The sequence below is a fragment of the Nocardia pseudovaccinii genome (assembly GCF_050942345.1).
Lineage (GTDB): Bacteria > Actinomycetota > Actinomycetes > Mycobacteriales > Mycobacteriaceae > Nocardia > Nocardia pseudovaccinii.
Window position 1 is genome coordinate 9,067,754 of the sequence record NZ_CP192074.1, and the last position, 17,023, is coordinate 9,084,776.

At 66.6% G+C, this 17,023-nt stretch carries 10 protein-coding genes; 3 read left to right on the top strand and 7 right to left on the bottom strand.

Going from position 1 to position 17,023, the window contains the following annotated elements:
• Positions 1-129: 129 nt before the first annotated feature.
• From ACQPZ2_RS40685 to ACQPZ2_RS40695, 3 genes are all read right to left on the bottom strand, one after another.
• Positions 130-7,368 (bottom strand): amino acid adenylation domain-containing protein, encoded by a 7,239-nt coding sequence (locus ACQPZ2_RS40685; RefSeq protein WP_433523218.1) that lies wholly within the window; start codon positions 7,366-7,368, stop codon positions 130-132.
• A 247-nt stretch (positions 7,369-7,615) separates the two neighbouring features.
• Positions 7,616-8,599, bottom strand: a complete 984-nt coding sequence (locus ACQPZ2_RS40690; protein ID WP_433523219.1) for a DNA-binding response regulator — start codon at positions 8,597-8,599, stop codon at positions 7,616-7,618.
• A 67-nt stretch (positions 8,600-8,666) separates the two neighbouring features.
• Positions 8,667-9,494, bottom strand: coding sequence for a M23 family metallopeptidase (locus ACQPZ2_RS40695; RefSeq protein WP_433523220.1), 828 nt, complete (start codon positions 9,492-9,494; stop codon positions 8,667-8,669).
• 268 nt (positions 9,495-9,762) lie between these two features.
• Here ACQPZ2_RS40695 and ACQPZ2_RS40700 point away from each other — a divergent pair, with 268 nt between their 5' ends.
• From ACQPZ2_RS40700 to ACQPZ2_RS40710, 3 genes are all read left to right on the top strand, one after another.
• A complete protein-coding gene (locus ACQPZ2_RS40700; protein ID WP_433523221.1) occupies positions 9,763-10,809 on the top strand; it encodes an NAD(P)H-dependent flavin oxidoreductase in 1,047 nt (348 codons plus the stop codon).
• A gap of 60 nt (positions 10,810-10,869) precedes the next feature.
• Complete coding sequence (locus ACQPZ2_RS40705) at positions 10,870-11,262, top strand: SCO5389 family protein (RefSeq protein ID WP_433523222.1); 393 nt, start codon at positions 10,870-10,872, stop codon at positions 11,260-11,262.
• 71 nt (positions 11,263-11,333) lie between these two features.
• On the top strand, positions 11,334-11,882 hold the full coding sequence (locus ACQPZ2_RS40710; RefSeq protein WP_433523223.1) for an HD domain-containing protein: 549 nt from the start codon (positions 11,334-11,336) through the stop codon (positions 11,880-11,882).
• 16 nt (positions 11,883-11,898) lie between these two features.
• On the opposite strand, the gene ACQPZ2_RS40715 is transcribed toward ACQPZ2_RS40710, so the two are convergent.
• From ACQPZ2_RS40715 to ACQPZ2_RS40730, 4 genes are all read right to left on the bottom strand, one after another.
• Complete coding sequence (locus ACQPZ2_RS40715; RefSeq protein ID WP_433523224.1) at positions 11,899-13,536, bottom strand: long-chain fatty acid--CoA ligase; 1,638 nt, start codon at positions 13,534-13,536, stop codon at positions 11,899-11,901.
• Between the two features lie 218 nt (positions 13,537-13,754).
• The gene (locus ACQPZ2_RS40720) at positions 13,755-14,873 is read right to left on the bottom strand and encodes a cation diffusion facilitator family transporter (RefSeq protein WP_433523225.1); all 1,119 of its coding nucleotides are present in this window, start codon (positions 14,871-14,873) and stop codon (positions 13,755-13,757) included.
• Positions 14,870-15,265, bottom strand: a complete 396-nt coding sequence (locus ACQPZ2_RS40725) for an ArsR/SmtB family transcription factor (protein WP_433523226.1) — start codon at positions 15,263-15,265, stop codon at positions 14,870-14,872. The genes ACQPZ2_RS40720 and ACQPZ2_RS40725 overlap by 4 nt, the downstream gene beginning before the upstream one ends.
• A gap of 133 nt (positions 15,266-15,398) precedes the next feature.
• Positions 15,399-17,000 (bottom strand): NlpC/P60 family protein, encoded by a 1,602-nt coding sequence (locus ACQPZ2_RS40730; protein WP_433523227.1) that lies wholly within the window; start codon positions 16,998-17,000, stop codon positions 15,399-15,401.
• Between the last annotated feature and the right edge of the window lie 23 nt (positions 17,001-17,023).

Genomic DNA, 17,023 nt, shown 5'->3' on the forward strand with positions numbered 1-17,023 from the left:
CATGCGCCGAACCCCTGTCGCGCACCGCGCGCGAATGCCAACACACCTTCGAACAAGCCGAGCATTTCCGGGACTACTTCCTAGCGTTTGTCGTTACATCTCAACCTCCCCCCATGCACCGTCATCTACTCAGCTCGACACCACCGGCAGCAGCTCATCCAACGGCACGATCTCGGCCGATTCGGGCACGACGACCTCGGCGGATGTGCCCTGCTCCAGCACCACCGCCCGCAGATCCGCCAGCTGGGCGGTATCGATGGCGGCCAGCGCGGCCCGATCGGCGATCAGATGCGTCACCCACTCCTCGGCGAGGGACGCACCCAGGTCTTCGGCACCCGGCACCACGATCAGACCGGCCCCGGTCGCACCGGCGCTCACCACCTCGAGCAACGTCGCCGCCGAATCGGACCGGCCGTGCTGGAAGGTGCGCGATTCGAAGGTCAGGTCGGTGCGGACACGCAGGCGATCGGCCGCGGTGGCCAGCTCGTCGTAGCTCATCCGCACCCCGGTCGCGGCGATGACGAGGGCCGGATCGGACCCGCTGAGCACCCCGGTGCGATTCGCGTGGTTCACCGGTCGCAGTGATTGCGCAGAAATTTCGGCGCTGGTCGCCGCATCGTCGAGGCGCAGCCATTCGATGCCGTCACCGATCGGACTCGCATCAGTGGTCAACCCGATCCGCACGAAGGGCTCATCCGGTATCGAAGACTCGTCCGCGGGCAGCAGTACCAGCGCCGCACCTGCCTTGAGCACCGCCCACGCAGCCACCGCCCAGTCGGGACCGCGCTCCAACCGGATCGCCACACCCGTCCCCGGACCGCAACCACGCCCGATCAGCACCCTGGCGAGCTGAGACGACTTGGCATCGAGTTTCCGGTAGGGCATTTCCTCCTCGCCCCACACCAGTGCGGGCGCGTCCGGATCGTCCTCCACCGCGGCGGTCAGCAGGTGGGTCAGCTCGGTGCCGTCGGTGGTGATCGCGGCATCGCTCGCGGTGCGAACCGGATCCTGCTCGTCGACAATATCGATGCCGCCGATGCGCGCGCTCGGATCGGCGACCACCGCGGTCAGAATGCGCTCCAGAATGCGCCCCAGCCCACGCACCGTCGATTCCTCGAAAAGGTCTGTGGCATAGGTGAATACCGTTACCAGCTCATCCGGCGTCCCATCCGCCCGCAGGCGCGGTTCGACGACCACCTGCAGATCGAACTTCGCGACGACCTCGCCTGCATCCAATGCCGCGACGGTGAGTCCCGGCAGCTCCAGACTCGGCTGCTCGAGATTTTGGAAGACCAGCATCACCTGGAACAACGGACGCCCCGGGGAGACCACCTCGACCACCCGCTCGAACGGCAGATCCGCATGCGCGAACGCGGCCAGATCCGTCGCACGCGTCTGCTCGACCAAATCGTCGAATGCCATGCCGCGCTCGACCGATGTGCGCAGCGTCAGCGTATTGACGAACATGCCGACCAGCTCGTCCAACGCCCGCTGACCGCGCCCGGCGATCGGCGTGCCGATCGCGATATCCGAACCACCGGACAGCCGGGCGAGCAGGACGGCCAGCGCTGCGTGCACCACCATGAACACTGAGGATCGGTGCGCACGAGCGATCCGCACGAGACCCTCGTGCACCTCGGCGGGCACGGTCCAGCCGACCGATGCCCCACGCCCCGACCCCGCCACCGGACGTCGACGATCCAGCGGCAACACCGGCGCGCTCGACAGACCGGCGAGCTGCTCGCGCCAGTACGCCAATTGCCCTGCGGCCACCGAGTTCTCGTCGTCATCGGCGCCGATGACCTCGCGCTGCCAGAGTGCGAAATCCGCGTACTGCACCGGAAGCGGCGACCAGCCGGGGGCCGCACCGCCCACGCGAGCGAGATACGCGGTCACCAGATCCCGAGCCAACGGGGCGAGCGAAGCGCCGTCGGCCGAGATGTGGTGCACCACGACAACAAGCACATGCTCGTACCCGTCGGCCAATAGTCGAGCCCGCACCGGAACCGCTTCGGTCACATCGAATCCGGCCGACACCAGCTCGACGACCCGACCGAGCACATCGGTGGTGGTCTCGACCTCGAGCCCATCGGGCAGCACCTCGGCGGCAGGCAGAATCTCCTGATACGCCTGCCCACCGGTACCCGCCGTGGGGAACCGGGTGCGCAGCGCCTCGTGCCGCACCAGCACATCCTCGACGGCTTGGCGCAACGCCGCGACATCGAGCTGGCCGGACAGCCGGATCGCGAACGGCAGGTTGTATGCCGGAGATTCCGGATCGATCCGATTGAGCACCCACATCCGTTGCTGGGCAAGGGAAAGCGGCACCTGCTCCGGGCGCTCGGCCTTGGTCAGCGGTACGCGCGCGGTGGCGGCACGGCCCGCACCGGGGATGATTCCGGCGGCGAGTGCGGCGACGGTCGAAGTCTCGAAAAGATCGCGCACGGCGACATTCGTATCAAGCCCATCGTTGATTCGCGCAATGACCCTGGTAGCCAGCAGCGAGTTACCGCCGAGTGCGAAGTAGTCGTCATCGAGGCCGACCCGCTCGATGCCGAGCACCTCGGCGAAGACGGCAGCGACGATCTCCTGCGTCGCGGTGATCGGAGCGCGGAACTCGCGTGCGGTGAATGTCGGCGCGGGCAGTGCCTTGCGATCCAGTTTGCCGCTGGTATTCAGTGGGAAGGCATCCAGCACCACAATGGCAGCCGGAACCATATACGCCGGAAGCACTTCGGCCACCGCGGTCCGCAATTCCTGCGGCTCGGCCTGCTGGCCCGGCCGCGGCACCACGTATCCGACCAGCTGATCTTGCGCAACTGATGCCACGGCTTGGCTGACCGAAGGTTGCGCGAGTAGCGCGGTCTCGATCTCGCCGAGTTCGATGCGCTGACCACGGAACTTCACCTGGAAGTCGCTGCGGCCCAGGTACTCCAGGCGGCGCGGTTCTTGACGCCATACGACGAGATCACCGGTGCGGTACATGCGCGCCCCGGCGGTGAACGGGTCGGCGACGAAACGATCCGCCGTGAGATCCGGTCGGGTGACGTAGCCGCGCGCCAGTTGCGTCCCAGCCAGATACAGCTCACCGACCACCCCGGCAGGTACCGGCCGCAGTCGCGAATCCAGCACATAGACCCGCGAATTCCACTGTGGCAGGCCGATCGGCACGGTGGTCTGTTCGATCGCGTCCGCGCGCCATGCGGTAATCGACACCGCCGCCTCGGTCGGTCCGTACAGGTTGTGCACCGCCGCATCCGATACCGCACGCAGCGCGGTCACCGTCTCCGGCGGCAATGCCTCGCCGATCACGAAGATATCGCGCAGTGTCGGGCAGGAGCCGGGCGCCAGATGTGCGGCGAACACCGTCAACATCGACGGCACGAAGTCGGTGACGGTAACCCGTTGCGTGGCAATCGTTTCCGCGAGATAGACCGGATCGCGATGACCATCGGGCGTGGCGACCACCAGCTTCGCACCCGCACGCAACGGCATGAAGTATCCCCATAGGGATACGTCGAATGTGGTGGCGGTCTTCTGCAAATACACATCATCCGGACGGAGCGGGTAGTGCGTGAGCATCCACTCGATCTGGTTGTTGATGGCCGCATGGGTGACCGCAACACCTTTCGGGCGGCCGGTGGAGCCCGAGGTGAAGATGACGTAGGCGGGACTGTCCAGCGAAACCGGCCGCAGCAGTTCCGTCGGCAGCACCGGATCCCCCGAGAATGCCGACAGCTCAACGGTATCCAGGTACACCACCGGCGTATCGCCCGTTGAAACGGCATCGGCCGTCGTGGTCAGCACACAGATGGGTGCGGCGGTATCGAGGATATGCGCGATCCGCTCCCCCGGATGATCAGGATCCAACGGCACGTACGCACCACCGGCCGTCAGGATCGCATACATGCCGACGACCAAGTCGAGCGAACGCCGAACCGCCAGTCCCACCAGGGCTTCCGCACCCACGCCCCGCTGGATCAACAGCCGCGCGAGCCGGTTGACCCGCTCGTCGAATTCGCGATACGTGAGCTCGGTTCCCGCGTAGGCCACTGCGACCGCATCCGGATAGGCGGCCACAGCACGGCGATATCCGTCGAGCAGCAGTTCCGGGACCGCGGGGTGCGCGGTGTCGTTCCAGTCCCGCAGCATCCGCTGCCGCTCGTCGGGAGCGAGCAGCTCGAGCTCCCCGACCACCAGGTGCGGATCCGCGGCCACCGCGCCCAGCACCCGATTCAGGCGCTGCGCGAAACCGGCCACCGTCGCCTCGTCGAAAAGGTCGGCGGCATAGGTGAACGATGCCGCGAGACCGTTCGCCGCACCATGGTCCTCGCGCGGCACGACGGTCAGCTCGAGATCGAACTTCGCCTGCACGACCCCCAGATCGATGCCGGAAACGGTGAGGCCGGGCAGCTCCAGTTCGGGCCGGTCCATGTTCTGGAAGGTCAGCATCACCTGGAACAACGGATGCCGCGCGATCGAACGCACCGGATCGAGCAGCTCGACCAGTCGCTCGAACGGCACATCCGCATGTCCGAAGGCCGCGACATCGGCCCGCCGGAAGTTGCGCAGCAAATCGTCGAACGATAGTTCGGGGTCGACCTCGCCACGCAGCACCAGCGTATTGACGAACATTCCGATCACATTGTCGAGTGCGGCATCCCCACGACCGGCAACAGGGGTGCCGACAGCGATGTCGGTCGTCCCGGCCAGCCGCGACAGCAGCACCGCGAGCGCCGCGTGCACCACCATGAACAGCGTCGAATGATGATCGCGGGCAATTCGTTCGAGCGCCGTATGCACCTCGGCGTCGATTTCGAAGGCGAAGACGCCGCCATGGCTGGACAGCACCGCCGGACGCGGCCGATCGGTGGGCAGCGCCAATTGCTCGGGCAGTCCGGCCAATTCGGCACGCCAGAAGGCGATCTGCTGAGCCAGCAGCGAATCCGGGGCGTCTTCCGCACCGAGCACCGCCCGCTGCCAGATCGCATAATCGGCGTACTGCACGTCGAGCGGCTGCAGCTGCGTACCCGCACCGACCGACCGGATCGAATAGGCGGACATCAGATCCCGCGCCAGCGGCCCCATGGAGAAACCGTCGGCGGCGATGTGGTGCACCACGCACACCAGCACCTGCTCGGATTCGCCGAGCCGCACCAGCCGTAGTCGAATCGGCGGCGCGACGGCGACATCGAAACCGGCGACGGCCGCGGCGATGACCAGCTCGGGCAACTCGGCCGCATGCGCGGACACGATCTCGAGCTCCGGCACCGCACGGGCATCATCGATCGGCAATACGACCTGGATGCCCTCGCCATCGATCTCCGGATACACCGTCCGCAGCACCTCGTGCCGCGCCACCAGATCGCGCGCCGCCGCACGCAGCGCCTCGATGTCGAGCACCCCGGACAACCGCACCGCCAGCGGAATGTTGTTGACACCGCTGGCCGGATCGAAGCGGTTCAGGAACCACATGCGCTGCTGCGCGTAGGAGAGCGGAATCCGATCCGTGCGCGGTTGTGCGGTCAAAGCATGTCCGGCCGCCGCGAGTACTGTCACCCGTTGAGCGAGTTCGGCGACTCCGGGGGCTTCGAATACCAGCTGCACCGGCACCCGCGTGCCCAGCGCGGTACCGATACGCGCGGCGGCCTGTGCGGCCAGCAGCGAGTTGCCGCCGAGTTCGAAGAAGTCGTCGTCGACACCGACGTCCACTCCGTCGGCGAGCAACAGCGCCGCGTACACCTCGGCGACGACCTGCTCTTCCCGCGTGGACGGCGCACGGAACGCCCGCGCCTCGAAAACCGGATCGGGCAGCGCGGCGCGATCCAGCTTGCCCACCGGCGTCAGCGGCAGTTCGTCGAGCACCACAATGGCCGTGGGCACCATGTACTTGGGTAGCGAACGCTCCAGTGTGGCAACGAGTTCGGCGGTATCCACGACGGCATCGGTGCGTGGCAGCACATACGAGACGAGCGCGGTCATACCCGAAGGCAATGTCTTGCCGAGCGTGGCCGCGAAATCCACATCCGGATGCGCGGTGAGCGCGCTATCGATCTCGCCGAGTTCGATGCGCAGACCGCGAATCTTCACCTGGAAATCGGAGCGGCCCAGATACTCCAGTACGCCGGTTTCGTTGCGCCGCACCAGATCTCCGGTCCGGTACAGCCGCGCACCCAGCGCACCGGCTTCCGCACCGAACGGGCTGGCCACGAATCTTTCCGCGGTCAATCCGGGCCGTCCGAGATAGCCCTGCGCCAGCGCGGGTCCGCCCAGATACAACTCGCCGACAACACCCGATGGCACCGGCCGCAAACGCGAATCGAGCACAAAGGCCCCGACCCCGGCGACGGTGCCGCCGAGGGTGACCGGTGTGCCGGGTTCCATCTGCCCGGTCGTGACCATGACCGTGACCTCGGTCGGGCCATAGGCATTGAACACGGCCCGACCGCCCCGCGCCCAGCGCTCGACGAGTTCGGCACCGAGTCTGTCGCCACCGGCCACCACGGCCCGCAGTTCGTTCAGCCCGGCCGGATCGACCGATTCCAGCGCACCCGGGGTGATCAGCAGATGGGTAACCCGTTCCCGGCGCAGCAGATCCGCGAGCTCGACACCGCCGAATACCGTCGGCGGCGCGATCACCAGCGTCGCCCCCGCCGAGAACGTGAAAAGCAGCTCCATCAGCGAGAAGTCGAAGCTCGGCGAACTCAGGTGCGTCACCCGCGAATCGCCCGTCAGCGCATACCGTTGACCGATCGCGGCCAGCCCGGCCAAACCGGCGTGCGTGACCACGACGCCTTTCGGCCGTCCGGTGGAACCGGAGGTGTAGATGACGTAGGCCGGATGCCGCTCATCGAGCCGCCGCACCCGATCAGCATAGGAGACCGGCCGCTCCGGCTGCCCGGCGATCCGCGCGGCCACCACTGGATCATCGAGTTCGATCCAATCGACCGATGTGCCGAGCACCGCGCGATGCGCGGCGGTGGTCAGGCCGAGCGCAGCGCCGGAGTCCGACACCATATGCGCGATCCGCTCCGCGGGATAGGCCGGATCCACCGGGACATAGGCCGCACCCGTCTTCGCGATCGCCCACACCGCGAGGACGGACTCGACCGATCGGGCCAGCGCGGTAGCGACAATGTCACCGGGGCCGATGCCGTGTGTTATGAGTTCCCAGGCCAGCCGCGAGGACGCCTCGTCGAATTCGCGATAGGTCAACTCGCGCTGGTCGGCCGGATCACCGGTCGGATCGAAGCGCACCGCAACCGCATCGGCGGCGGATTCGACGGCGGCGGTGAGCAGTTGACCGAAGAGTGGGGTGCTTGCTCGGCGCCGACGGTTGGTCCGAACAGATCGACTCGCCCTATCCATTCCCAACCATTCGCCTTTCACATCGAGCACATGGCAGGGTCGAACAACCGCACACGGAATTCCGCCGCCGCATTCGCTCCTGCGCAACGCAATCGGGTAGTCGTCTTGGCGAGAGCTAACTATCCGCGAATACGGAGCGCGTGGCGCTACCTCCGAATCCGTTGTGACACAAGCCCTCAAACATCCCGGGACACTGATCGTTCAGCATTCGTCCCATGTTGTCCACTCGAGCGTTCACTTGCTCGAGCTATAGCCATCCTCGCCTCGTCGCCTGTACGCCCGCCTGGAACCGGGTGCTCGCACCGAGCCGCTCCAGCAACCGCGCCGTGCGCCGGACCACGGTTCGGCGGGACATGCCGAGTCGGCGAGCGATGGTGTCATCGGTCGCACCCAGGCCCATCAGGGTCAGAATCGCCTTATCCCGCTCGTCGAGTTCGTCGACGGCCGGGTTCACCGAAATCGGCGCCGCGAGCGACCACAGCACATCGAAGGTCTTGACCAGCAACCGCAATCCGGGCGATCCGGTAATGCGCAGACCCATCGGATCCGGGCGGCGCTCGTCCGCGTGCAGGACCAGGCTCGCGCGCTCGTCATCACTGATGATCAGCTTGAACGGCGGCTCAGGCAGAGTGCGCGCCTGCGCCCCACTGGCATTGGTGGACAGCGCGTGCCGCAACCTTTCCGCATCCTGGTAAATAGTGTCCTGATATAGCGTCTGGTAGCGGATGCCGTCACCGATCCGAGAGCGCTTGAGCAGGAACAGCTGTCGCTCGCGTTCCGGATCGCTGAGATAGGGACCGCGTTCGATCACCTTGACCGTGTTGCGGGCCGATGTCTGGACCTCCTCGAAATCCGCGAGCATCTCCAGGCGTTCGAAGACCGGCACGATCGCGCCATTGGTGCGCGGTGAGCGGCGCACCGATCGGAACGTCTCGCTCAGTCGCGCGGCCGCGGCGTGCATCTGGTTGATCTCGTGCTGCCTGCGCCGCGCCTCGGCCTCGGACAGCGATTCGGGGGCGTGCGCATCCCAGATGGCCTCACCGTCGGCGGACAGCTGACTGACGGCGGCCTGCAGGTCGGTCAATACCTCCAGCGATGCGGCGGCGTTCTCCTTCGAGACGCCCAGATATTCGGCGACCTCACCCAGGCTGGATCGCGGATGATGCACCAGCACGGCGTATGTCCGGCCATGCGGTGATCCAGGCTCGAAGATATCGCCCAGCGCAGTCATCGCCTGAGCCTAACGACCGTACGGTCCCCACGGGGACCCCGTCGGAATATCAAGCCGGGCAAGAAAATCAGTGCGCCGACGGGCCCCACTGCAGCGGGACACCCTTGGCTGCCAAGTACGGCATCGGGTCGACCTTGTTGCCGCCCTGATCCCAGATCTCCAGGTGCAGATGCGGTCCGGTCGAATTGCCGCGGTTGCCGACGGTGGCGATGACATCGCCCGCGTTCACATGCTGCCCGGCGTGCACGAACATCTCGTTGACGTGGCCGTAGACCGCAATGGTGCCGTCGTCCTGCTGGATCCGCACCCACAGGCCGAAGCCGGAGGCCGGGCCCGCCTCGATGACAGTGCCGCTGCTCACCGAGTGGATCGGCGCGCCGAGCTGATCGGCGAAGTCGAGGCCGTAGTGGAATTCGCCCCAGCGGGAACCGAATCCGGAGCTGATCTCACCGGCGACCGGACGCACCGCGGGGGCCGGGGCGAACTGCTGCTGCGCGCCCTTGAGGATCTGTTCGACCTGGGCCAGCGGGCCCGCGATCTCCGGCGGCAGATTGCTGATGCCGAACGGATTGGCCACCGCGTCCGCGATCGGCGCGGCCACCGGAGTGGCAGTGACGGCTTGCGCGGCTTCGGCGACCGGGGCCGCGGCCTTGGCCTCTTCGACAGGTAATTCCGCCGTGCCCTTGAACGTGATGGGCGCGGCGGCTTCCTCGTCCCCGTCGTGCGCACCCGGCAGGAGCGGGGCGGCAATGGCAGGCGCGACCTGGGCTGCGGTGCCGATGAGGGCGCCGGTCGCGACGGCGACACCGGCCGCGATCTTCACCCGGTCGGTGGTCGACGGCTCGGCGCGATGCCGCGTCGGCCGACCCGCAATGCCGTCGCCGATGAGGCTCATGACGGTGATGGAACTGGGGCCTACCCGATGCTGCGACAAAGCTGGTCCTTGCGCTCGACCTACAGTGACTCAATGGCTTCCGAAGTTTTGTAACGTTTCGGCATCCGTTGTGACGGGAACTCTACCCCGTCGTGACCATTCCGCAACCTTCTCGGCCGAAGTCACGGTTTAAGGCCTGGTCAGACGTGCGGGTCGGCATCACGAAGCTGACCCTTTCGAGCGACCTGCAAGCAGTCGCTAGCGGCGACCTATGCGCCACACTGAACCCGTGATCCTCGACGAGTTGAGCGTTCCGATCGTGCTTGCGCCGATGGCGGGCGGGCCGTCCACGCCGGAGTTGACCGCGGCGGTCTCCGCGGCGGGCGGCCTCGGCCTGCTGGCCGCCGGATACCTGACCGCGACCGATACCGCGGCACGACTCGCGGCCACCCGCGAACTGACCACCGCGCCGTTCGGCGTCAACCTCTTCACCCCGGGCCCCGCCGCCGCGCCCGAGGATTTCGCCGACTACCTCGCCGAGTTGGGGCGCACCCACGAGGTCGGCGTGCCGAAGTACGACACAGACGAATGGGACGCCAAGCTCGAGTTGCTCATCGATGCGCCGGTCGCGGTGGTCACCTTCACCTTCGGCTGCCCGAACGCCGCCGAGGTGGCCCGGTTGCACGAGGCCGGTTCGGAAGTCTGGGTGACGGTCACCTCGGCCGCCGAGGGCCGCATCGCGGTCGAGGCGGGGGCCGATGTTCTGATCGCCCAGGGCGCGGAGGCGGGTGGGCATCGCGCCACCTTCATCGATCGCGTCGCGGATGACGCCACCGATCCGCTCACGTTGCTCGCGCTGCTGCAGATCCTCAACGCGACCGTCGACCGGCCGATCGTGGCCACCGGCGGCATCACCACGGGGGCAGGCATCGCGGCAGCACTCGCGGCCGGCGCGGCGGCCGTGCAACTCGGGACCGTCTTCCTGCGCTCGCCGGAAGCGGGCACCAATCCGGTACACCGCGCCGCACTGGGCGCCGACACCCCGACCATGCTGACCCGCGCCTTCACCGGCCGCCGGGCGCGCGGCCTGCGTAATCGGTTCATGGATGAACACTCCGCGACAGCACCGGCCGCCTATCCGGAAATCCATTACGCCACAGCGCCGTTGCGGGCCGCGGCACGAGCGGCGGGCAATCCGGACGATGTGAACATGTGGGCTGGCCAGACCCACACGCTGGCACCCGAGCTACCCGCCGGTGAACTGGTCCGCACCCTGGCTGCTGATGCGAAAACCGCGCTGACCACAGCACTTTCGGGACGAATCCAGTCTTGTTGACAACAGTTTCCGTTTAGAATCGAGGGGCATCGCAACAGCCATCCAGGTCAGGAGAGCGCTATGTCCCTCGATGTTCCCACCGCCCTACTCGAACGCGCCGAACGCGGCGAGGTCGACGACGCCGACTTCGTCGAGGTCGTGCGAGTCTCGCTCCCGTATGCCTGGGAGGTCGTCAGCCGGGTGGCCGGTGAGCTGCATTCCGGCACAGCCGAATTCGCCGACAATGTCGTCGCGCCACCCGACGAGGTGGCCCGTGGACAACTGCTGCGCGCCATGGCCTCCGACGCCATCCGCAGCGGCCTGGAACGCCATTTCAACGTGAAGCTCGCCTTCCAGAACTGCCACCGCGTAGCCGCCTTCCCGATCGCCGCCGTCGGCGGCGAAACCTACACCACCTTCATCGGGACTCGCGCCCAACTGCTGAACCAGAGCCCCGAACTCCGCAACTGCTGATCGGCATCGCGAAACCCCGGCGCGGCACGGATTTCCCGGCCGCGCCGGGGTCGCGCGTAGTGTGAGCGAGCATGAGCGGCAACGATCTTCGCGACGAGATCGATCGGCGGCTGCAGCCCTGGCTGCCGCAACTCGGCTCGGATCGCGGTGCGTACACCAACCATGCGCTGCGCGTGCTGGAGCTGTGCGATCTGCTCAACAGCGGTTCGGGCAGCCTGCCGAGCACCCGCGAGGAGTTCCGCACCGCCGCGGCCTTTCACGACCTGGGGATCTGGACCGCAGGCACCTTCGACTACCTGGCGCCCTCCGCCGACCTCGCACTGCAGTGGCTCGACCAGATCGACCGCGCCGACTTGGCCGACCTGGTCGTAGCAATGATCGACGAGCACCACAAGATCCGATCCGCGGGTCCAGCCACCGACCCGATCGAGATCTTCCGCCGAGCCGATGCGATCGATGTCGAATACGGCCTGCTCGGACGCTTCGGGATACCGCGCTCCACCTACCGCGAACTGGCGAAGCGATACCCCGACAAAGGCTTCCACCGCCGGTTGATCCAACTGGCCGCCAAGCGAATCCGGACGCACCCCACGTCACCACTGCCGATGCTGAAGTGGTGACGCGGGGTTTGTCGTCCTAGGACAGCGTGGTGACCGTGAGGTCGCCATCGGCGTACTGGGCGCGCAGGCGCTTCTTGTCGAATTTGCCGACGCTGGTCTTGGGGACCTCCGCGATGAAGGTCCACCGTTCCGGCAGTTGCCATTTGGCGAATTTGTCGGCGAGGAAGTCGCGCAGTTCCTCCGGTTTGGCCTCGGTACCATCGGCGAGCACGATCGCGACCAGCGGGCGCTCGTCCCACTTCTCGTCCGGCACACCGATGACCGCGGCCTCGGCGACGGCCGGGTGCCCCATGACCGCGTTCTCCAGATCGACCGAGGAGATCCATTCGCCGCCGGACTTGATGACGTCCTTGGAGCGGTCGACCAGGGTGAGGTAGCCGTCCGGGCTGATCTTGCCGACATCGCCGGTACGCAGCCAGCCGTTGTCGAACTTGTCGGGATCGATCACCGCGCCGTCCGGGGCGTAATACGACCCGGTGATCCAGGGACCGCGAACTTCCAACTCGCCCAGCGACTCTCCGTCATTGGCGACCACGGTGCCGTTATCGCCGACCAAGCGGGCCTGCACACTCGCCGGGAAACGGCCCTGGGTGAAGCGGTACTCCCACTCGTCCTCACCCTCTACCCCGGCGGGCGGATGCGCGACGCTGCCGAGCGGGGAGGTCTCGGTCATACCCCAGGCGTGCAGGATGCGCACGCCATGCTTTTCCTGGAAGGCGCGCATCATCGACGGCGGCACCGCCGAACCGCCCACGACCACCGACCGCAGATGCGAGATGTCCTGCGGCTTCGCGGCCAGCCCGGCGAGTACGCCACCCCAGATGGTCGGGACGGCCGCGGCGAAGGTCGGCTGCTCGGTGGCCATCATTTCCAGCAGCGGACCCGGCTGCAGGAAACGGTCGGGCATCAGGACATTCGCGCCCGACATCAGCGCCGCGTACGGCAGGCCCCAGGCATTGGCATGGAACAGCGGGACGATGGCGAGCACATAGTCGCGGTTGGAGAAGCCCATGCTGGTCGGCTGGCACACCTGCATGGCGTGCAACCAGTTGGAGCGGTGCGAATACACCACACCCTTGGGGTCACCGGTGGTGCCGGAGGTGTAACACATTGCGGCAGCAGATCGTTCGTCGATCACCGGGAAGTCGAAGGTATCCGGCTGCGCGGCGAGCAGTTCGGCATACGAGTGCACCTGGACACCCTCGGGTGCCTGCAGCGCGGCGGCATCGCCATTGGCCACGATGACGTGGCGGACGGTCTTCAGATTGGGCAGGTACTGGGCGAACATCGGCACCAGCGTGCCGTCGACGATCACCACCTGGTCCTCGGCGTGATCGGCCACGAAGACGAGTTGCTCCGGGAAGAGCCGGATATTGAGCGCGTGCAGCACCGCACCCATCGCGGGTACCGCGATATAGGCGACCATATGCTCGTTGTTGTTCCACATGAAGGTGCCGACCCGATCGCCTTCACCAATCCCCAAGGCGCGCAACGCATTTGCCAAGCGTGCCGATTCGGTGCCGAGCTCACGGTAGGTCATGGTGCGTACGCCGGTGCCGGTCCAGGTCGAGACGGTGGAATCGCCCATGAACGTCGATGCGTAGCGCAGCAACGTCGCCAGCGACAACGGCTCGTCCTGCATGGTGCTCAACATCGGTACTCCTTTTTCTATGGTGGCTACGGCAGCCTGCCGACCATGAGCCACATCACACCGGGGATGCTACCCAAGAGTAGGGCGCACAGAAGGGCCCATAGCCGATCCCATCAGCAGGCGGGTGCCATCAGTTGACCACCTGGGCCGCGATTGCGAAGCGAGTCGAATGGCGGCCCCAGGTGCCCGAGAACCGCCATCCGACGACGCTCGACGGCAAGTCAGACCGCGGAGTGAGCGGGGTAGGCATGGACGAGGGCGCTGTCGAGTTTGGGCACAGCGTGGGTGAGGGTGTGCTCGGCGCCGTGGGCCAGGCGGTGGGCGTCGGCCAGGGTGATGCTCGGGGCGACATCCAGCTCGACATCGGCATGCAGGCGGTGACCGATCCAGCGCATTCGAAGGCTGCGCACGCCGAGCACACCGGGTTCGGCGACCAACGCCAGCTCGGCGGTGCTCACCAGGGCGGGCTCGACGCCATCCATCAAGCGACGGAAGACATCTCGCGCGGCGGTGCGCAGCACGGCGAGAATCGCGATCGTAATCAGCAGTCCGACTATGGGATCGGCAAGCGGGAACCCGAGCGCGACGCCACCCGCACCGATCAGCACCGCCAATGAGGTGAATCCGTCCGTTCGCGCATGCAATCCGTCGGCCACCAGTGCCGCCGAGCCGATCCGCCGCCCGACCCTGATCCGGTACAGCGCGACCGTCTCGTTGCCGACAAATCCGATGAGTCCCGCTGCCGCAACCCAACTCAGATGCTGGATCTGCACCGGATCGATCAGCCTGCGCACCGCCTCGTACCCGGCGATGATCGCGGACAACGTGATCATCCCGACCACGAACAACCCGGCCAGATCCTCGGCCCGCCCGAACCCATAGGTATAGCGGCGCGTCGCCGCCCGCCGCCCGAGCGCGAAGGCGATCCACAGCGGCACCGCGGTCAGCGCATCGGAGAAGTTGTGAATGGTGTCCGCCGCCAACGCGACCGAACCGGAAACCAGCACGATCAATACCTGGAGCACGGCGGTCAGCCCGAGCACCGCCAGGCTGATCTTCACCGCGCGGATGCCGACGGCGCTGGACTCCAGCGCACCGTCGATGCTGTCGGCGGCGTCGTGGCTGTGCGGTACGAAGATCTCGCGCAGCGCACCGCGCAGTCCACCCGGATGGTCGTGGTCGTGGTGCACACCGTGGTCGTGCGCATGATCGTGGTCGTGCTCGTGGTCCGGACCGCGCGAATGTCCGTGCTCATGATCGTGGTCCGCACCATGCGAATGCCCGTGGTGGTGACCACGCGAAATGTTCTGCCAGCGTTCAGGATTGCGCTCGTGACTCATTCCGCCACCGCCTGATCGCGAGCAGGCAGTTCGTGTACGAAACCTTCGCCGCGGTGATGCGCAGGTACGCCGGGGCCCGAATGTTCGGCGTTGTACACCGCATCCACGACCAGCTGGCGGACGTGTTCGTTCTCCAGGTTGTAGAAGATGGTGGTTCCAGCGCGGCGGGTCCGGACCAGACGAGCCATGCGCAGCTTGGCCAGGTGTTGCGATACCGAGGGGCCGGGTTTGCCGATGTGACCGGCCAGATCATTGACCGAGAGCTCCCGGTCGACCAGCGCCCACAGGATCTGTACGCGAGTCGAGTCGGCCAGCATGCGGAAGACCTCGACGACCAGCCCGACCTGGTCCTCCGCAATCGGCAGCCGCAGCGGCTCGTTATCTGCATTCATACGCAGATAATAGAACTATAGTGCGTCAGATGAAACGGTCCCTTCGGACCGGCCCGACGGCGACATCCCTGCACGGCCGTCGGCAGACCGGTCCGCTCCAGCTCATCGGTTCAGTCGGTGTGACTCGTCGCGATCAGTACCGACGGGCGCCCGCGTAGGGCATCGAGGACATCGGCGACATGATCACGCCGGTTCCATAGGTCGAAGCGTGGATGACCTTGCCGTCACCGGCATAGAGGGCCGAGTGGCTGCCGTTGTAGAAGGACACCACGTCACCGGGTTCGAGCTCGTCCTGGGCGACCGGGGTGCCCGCGGACAGCTGCTCATAGCTGGTCCGCGGCACCTTCACCCCGGCCTGCTTATACGACCACTGCACCAGCCCGGAGCAGTCGAAGACATCCGGCCCCGTCGCGCCCATGCTGTATCCGGTGCCGACCTTGGCGCGTGCCGCGTCGACCGCGATCTCACCGTGCGTGCGTTGCGGCGCCACCACGGGCGGCGAGGCGGGCGGCTTGATGCCGAGAACACTGCTGAGGTACGCGATTTCACTGCGGAACATATCCGCGGGCAGCGTAATCCCGGTCCCCGGAATCGTCGCGAGTGCAGGCGGCTCGGCACCGGGGGCTGAGCCGGGCGCCGATCGCCCGGCCTCCGGAGCCGAACGTTCGCCCCACGGAATCACCACGGGCAGTGAGCGCCCCGTCTGCGGCGCGGACCGCTCCGCGCCGGGTATCGCGAGCGGAGCAGACCGCTCCAACCCGAGCACCCCGACGGGTATCGAGATTTGCGCACCCGGAACCCCCAGCGGAATCGAAAGTTCCTTCCCGCGGACCTCGACCGGCGCGAACTCCGGGACAGCGACCGGATACTCGACCGCGGGAATCAGCGGGAGTTCCGAACGCTCGATACCCAGAGCCCGCAAGGGCACCGCAAGTGCGAGACCCGGAGCAGTCAGCGGCGCCGAAAGTTCCTTGCCCTGCGCCACGACCGGCGCCGCACCCAAGGGAGCAATGTAATTCTCAACCGCAGGAATCAGCGGAAGCGCAGAACGCTCGACACCCAGAGCCCGCAAGGGCACCGCAAGTGCGAGACCCGGAGCAGTCAGCGGCGCCGAAAGTTCCTTGCCCTGCGCCACGACCGGCGCCGCACCCAAGGGAGCAATGTAATTCTCAACCGCAGGAATCAGCGGAAGCGCAGAACGCTCGACACCCAGAGCCCGCAAGGGCACCGCAAGTGCGAGACCCGGAGCAGTCAGCGGCGCCGAAAGTTCCCTGCCCTGCACCGCGACCGGCGCAGCACACGAAGGAGCAACCTCAATAGTGGAAATCAATGGAAGTGCCGAACGCTCGATATTCAAAAACGCGAGGGGCGCGGAGAACTTTGCGCCCGGAATCGTCGGTGGAATCGAAAGCTCATTACTCGGGACCCCGAGGGGCACATCGAGTTCCGCACCGGGAACCGCGCGTGGTGCCGAAAGTTCCTTCCCCGGAACTTCAGCTGGCGTGATTTCCGAAGGTGCGCCGGAATCCGCTACCGCGGGAATGCTGGGAATCGAAATCTGATCCGGGACTTCGAATGTCCCGACCCCCGGAATGGTCAGCGGTTGCGCTGACGCCTGACCTCCTGCGAGCAGTGTCGCGACGATGGCCGCGCCTGCGACGACTCCCGCGCCGACGGCCCATGGGAGCGCGCGCCGCAGGAAACGAGAATATCGACCCTCCGTAGTTGATGCCATGATCCGGTCCTCCGATGCTCGTA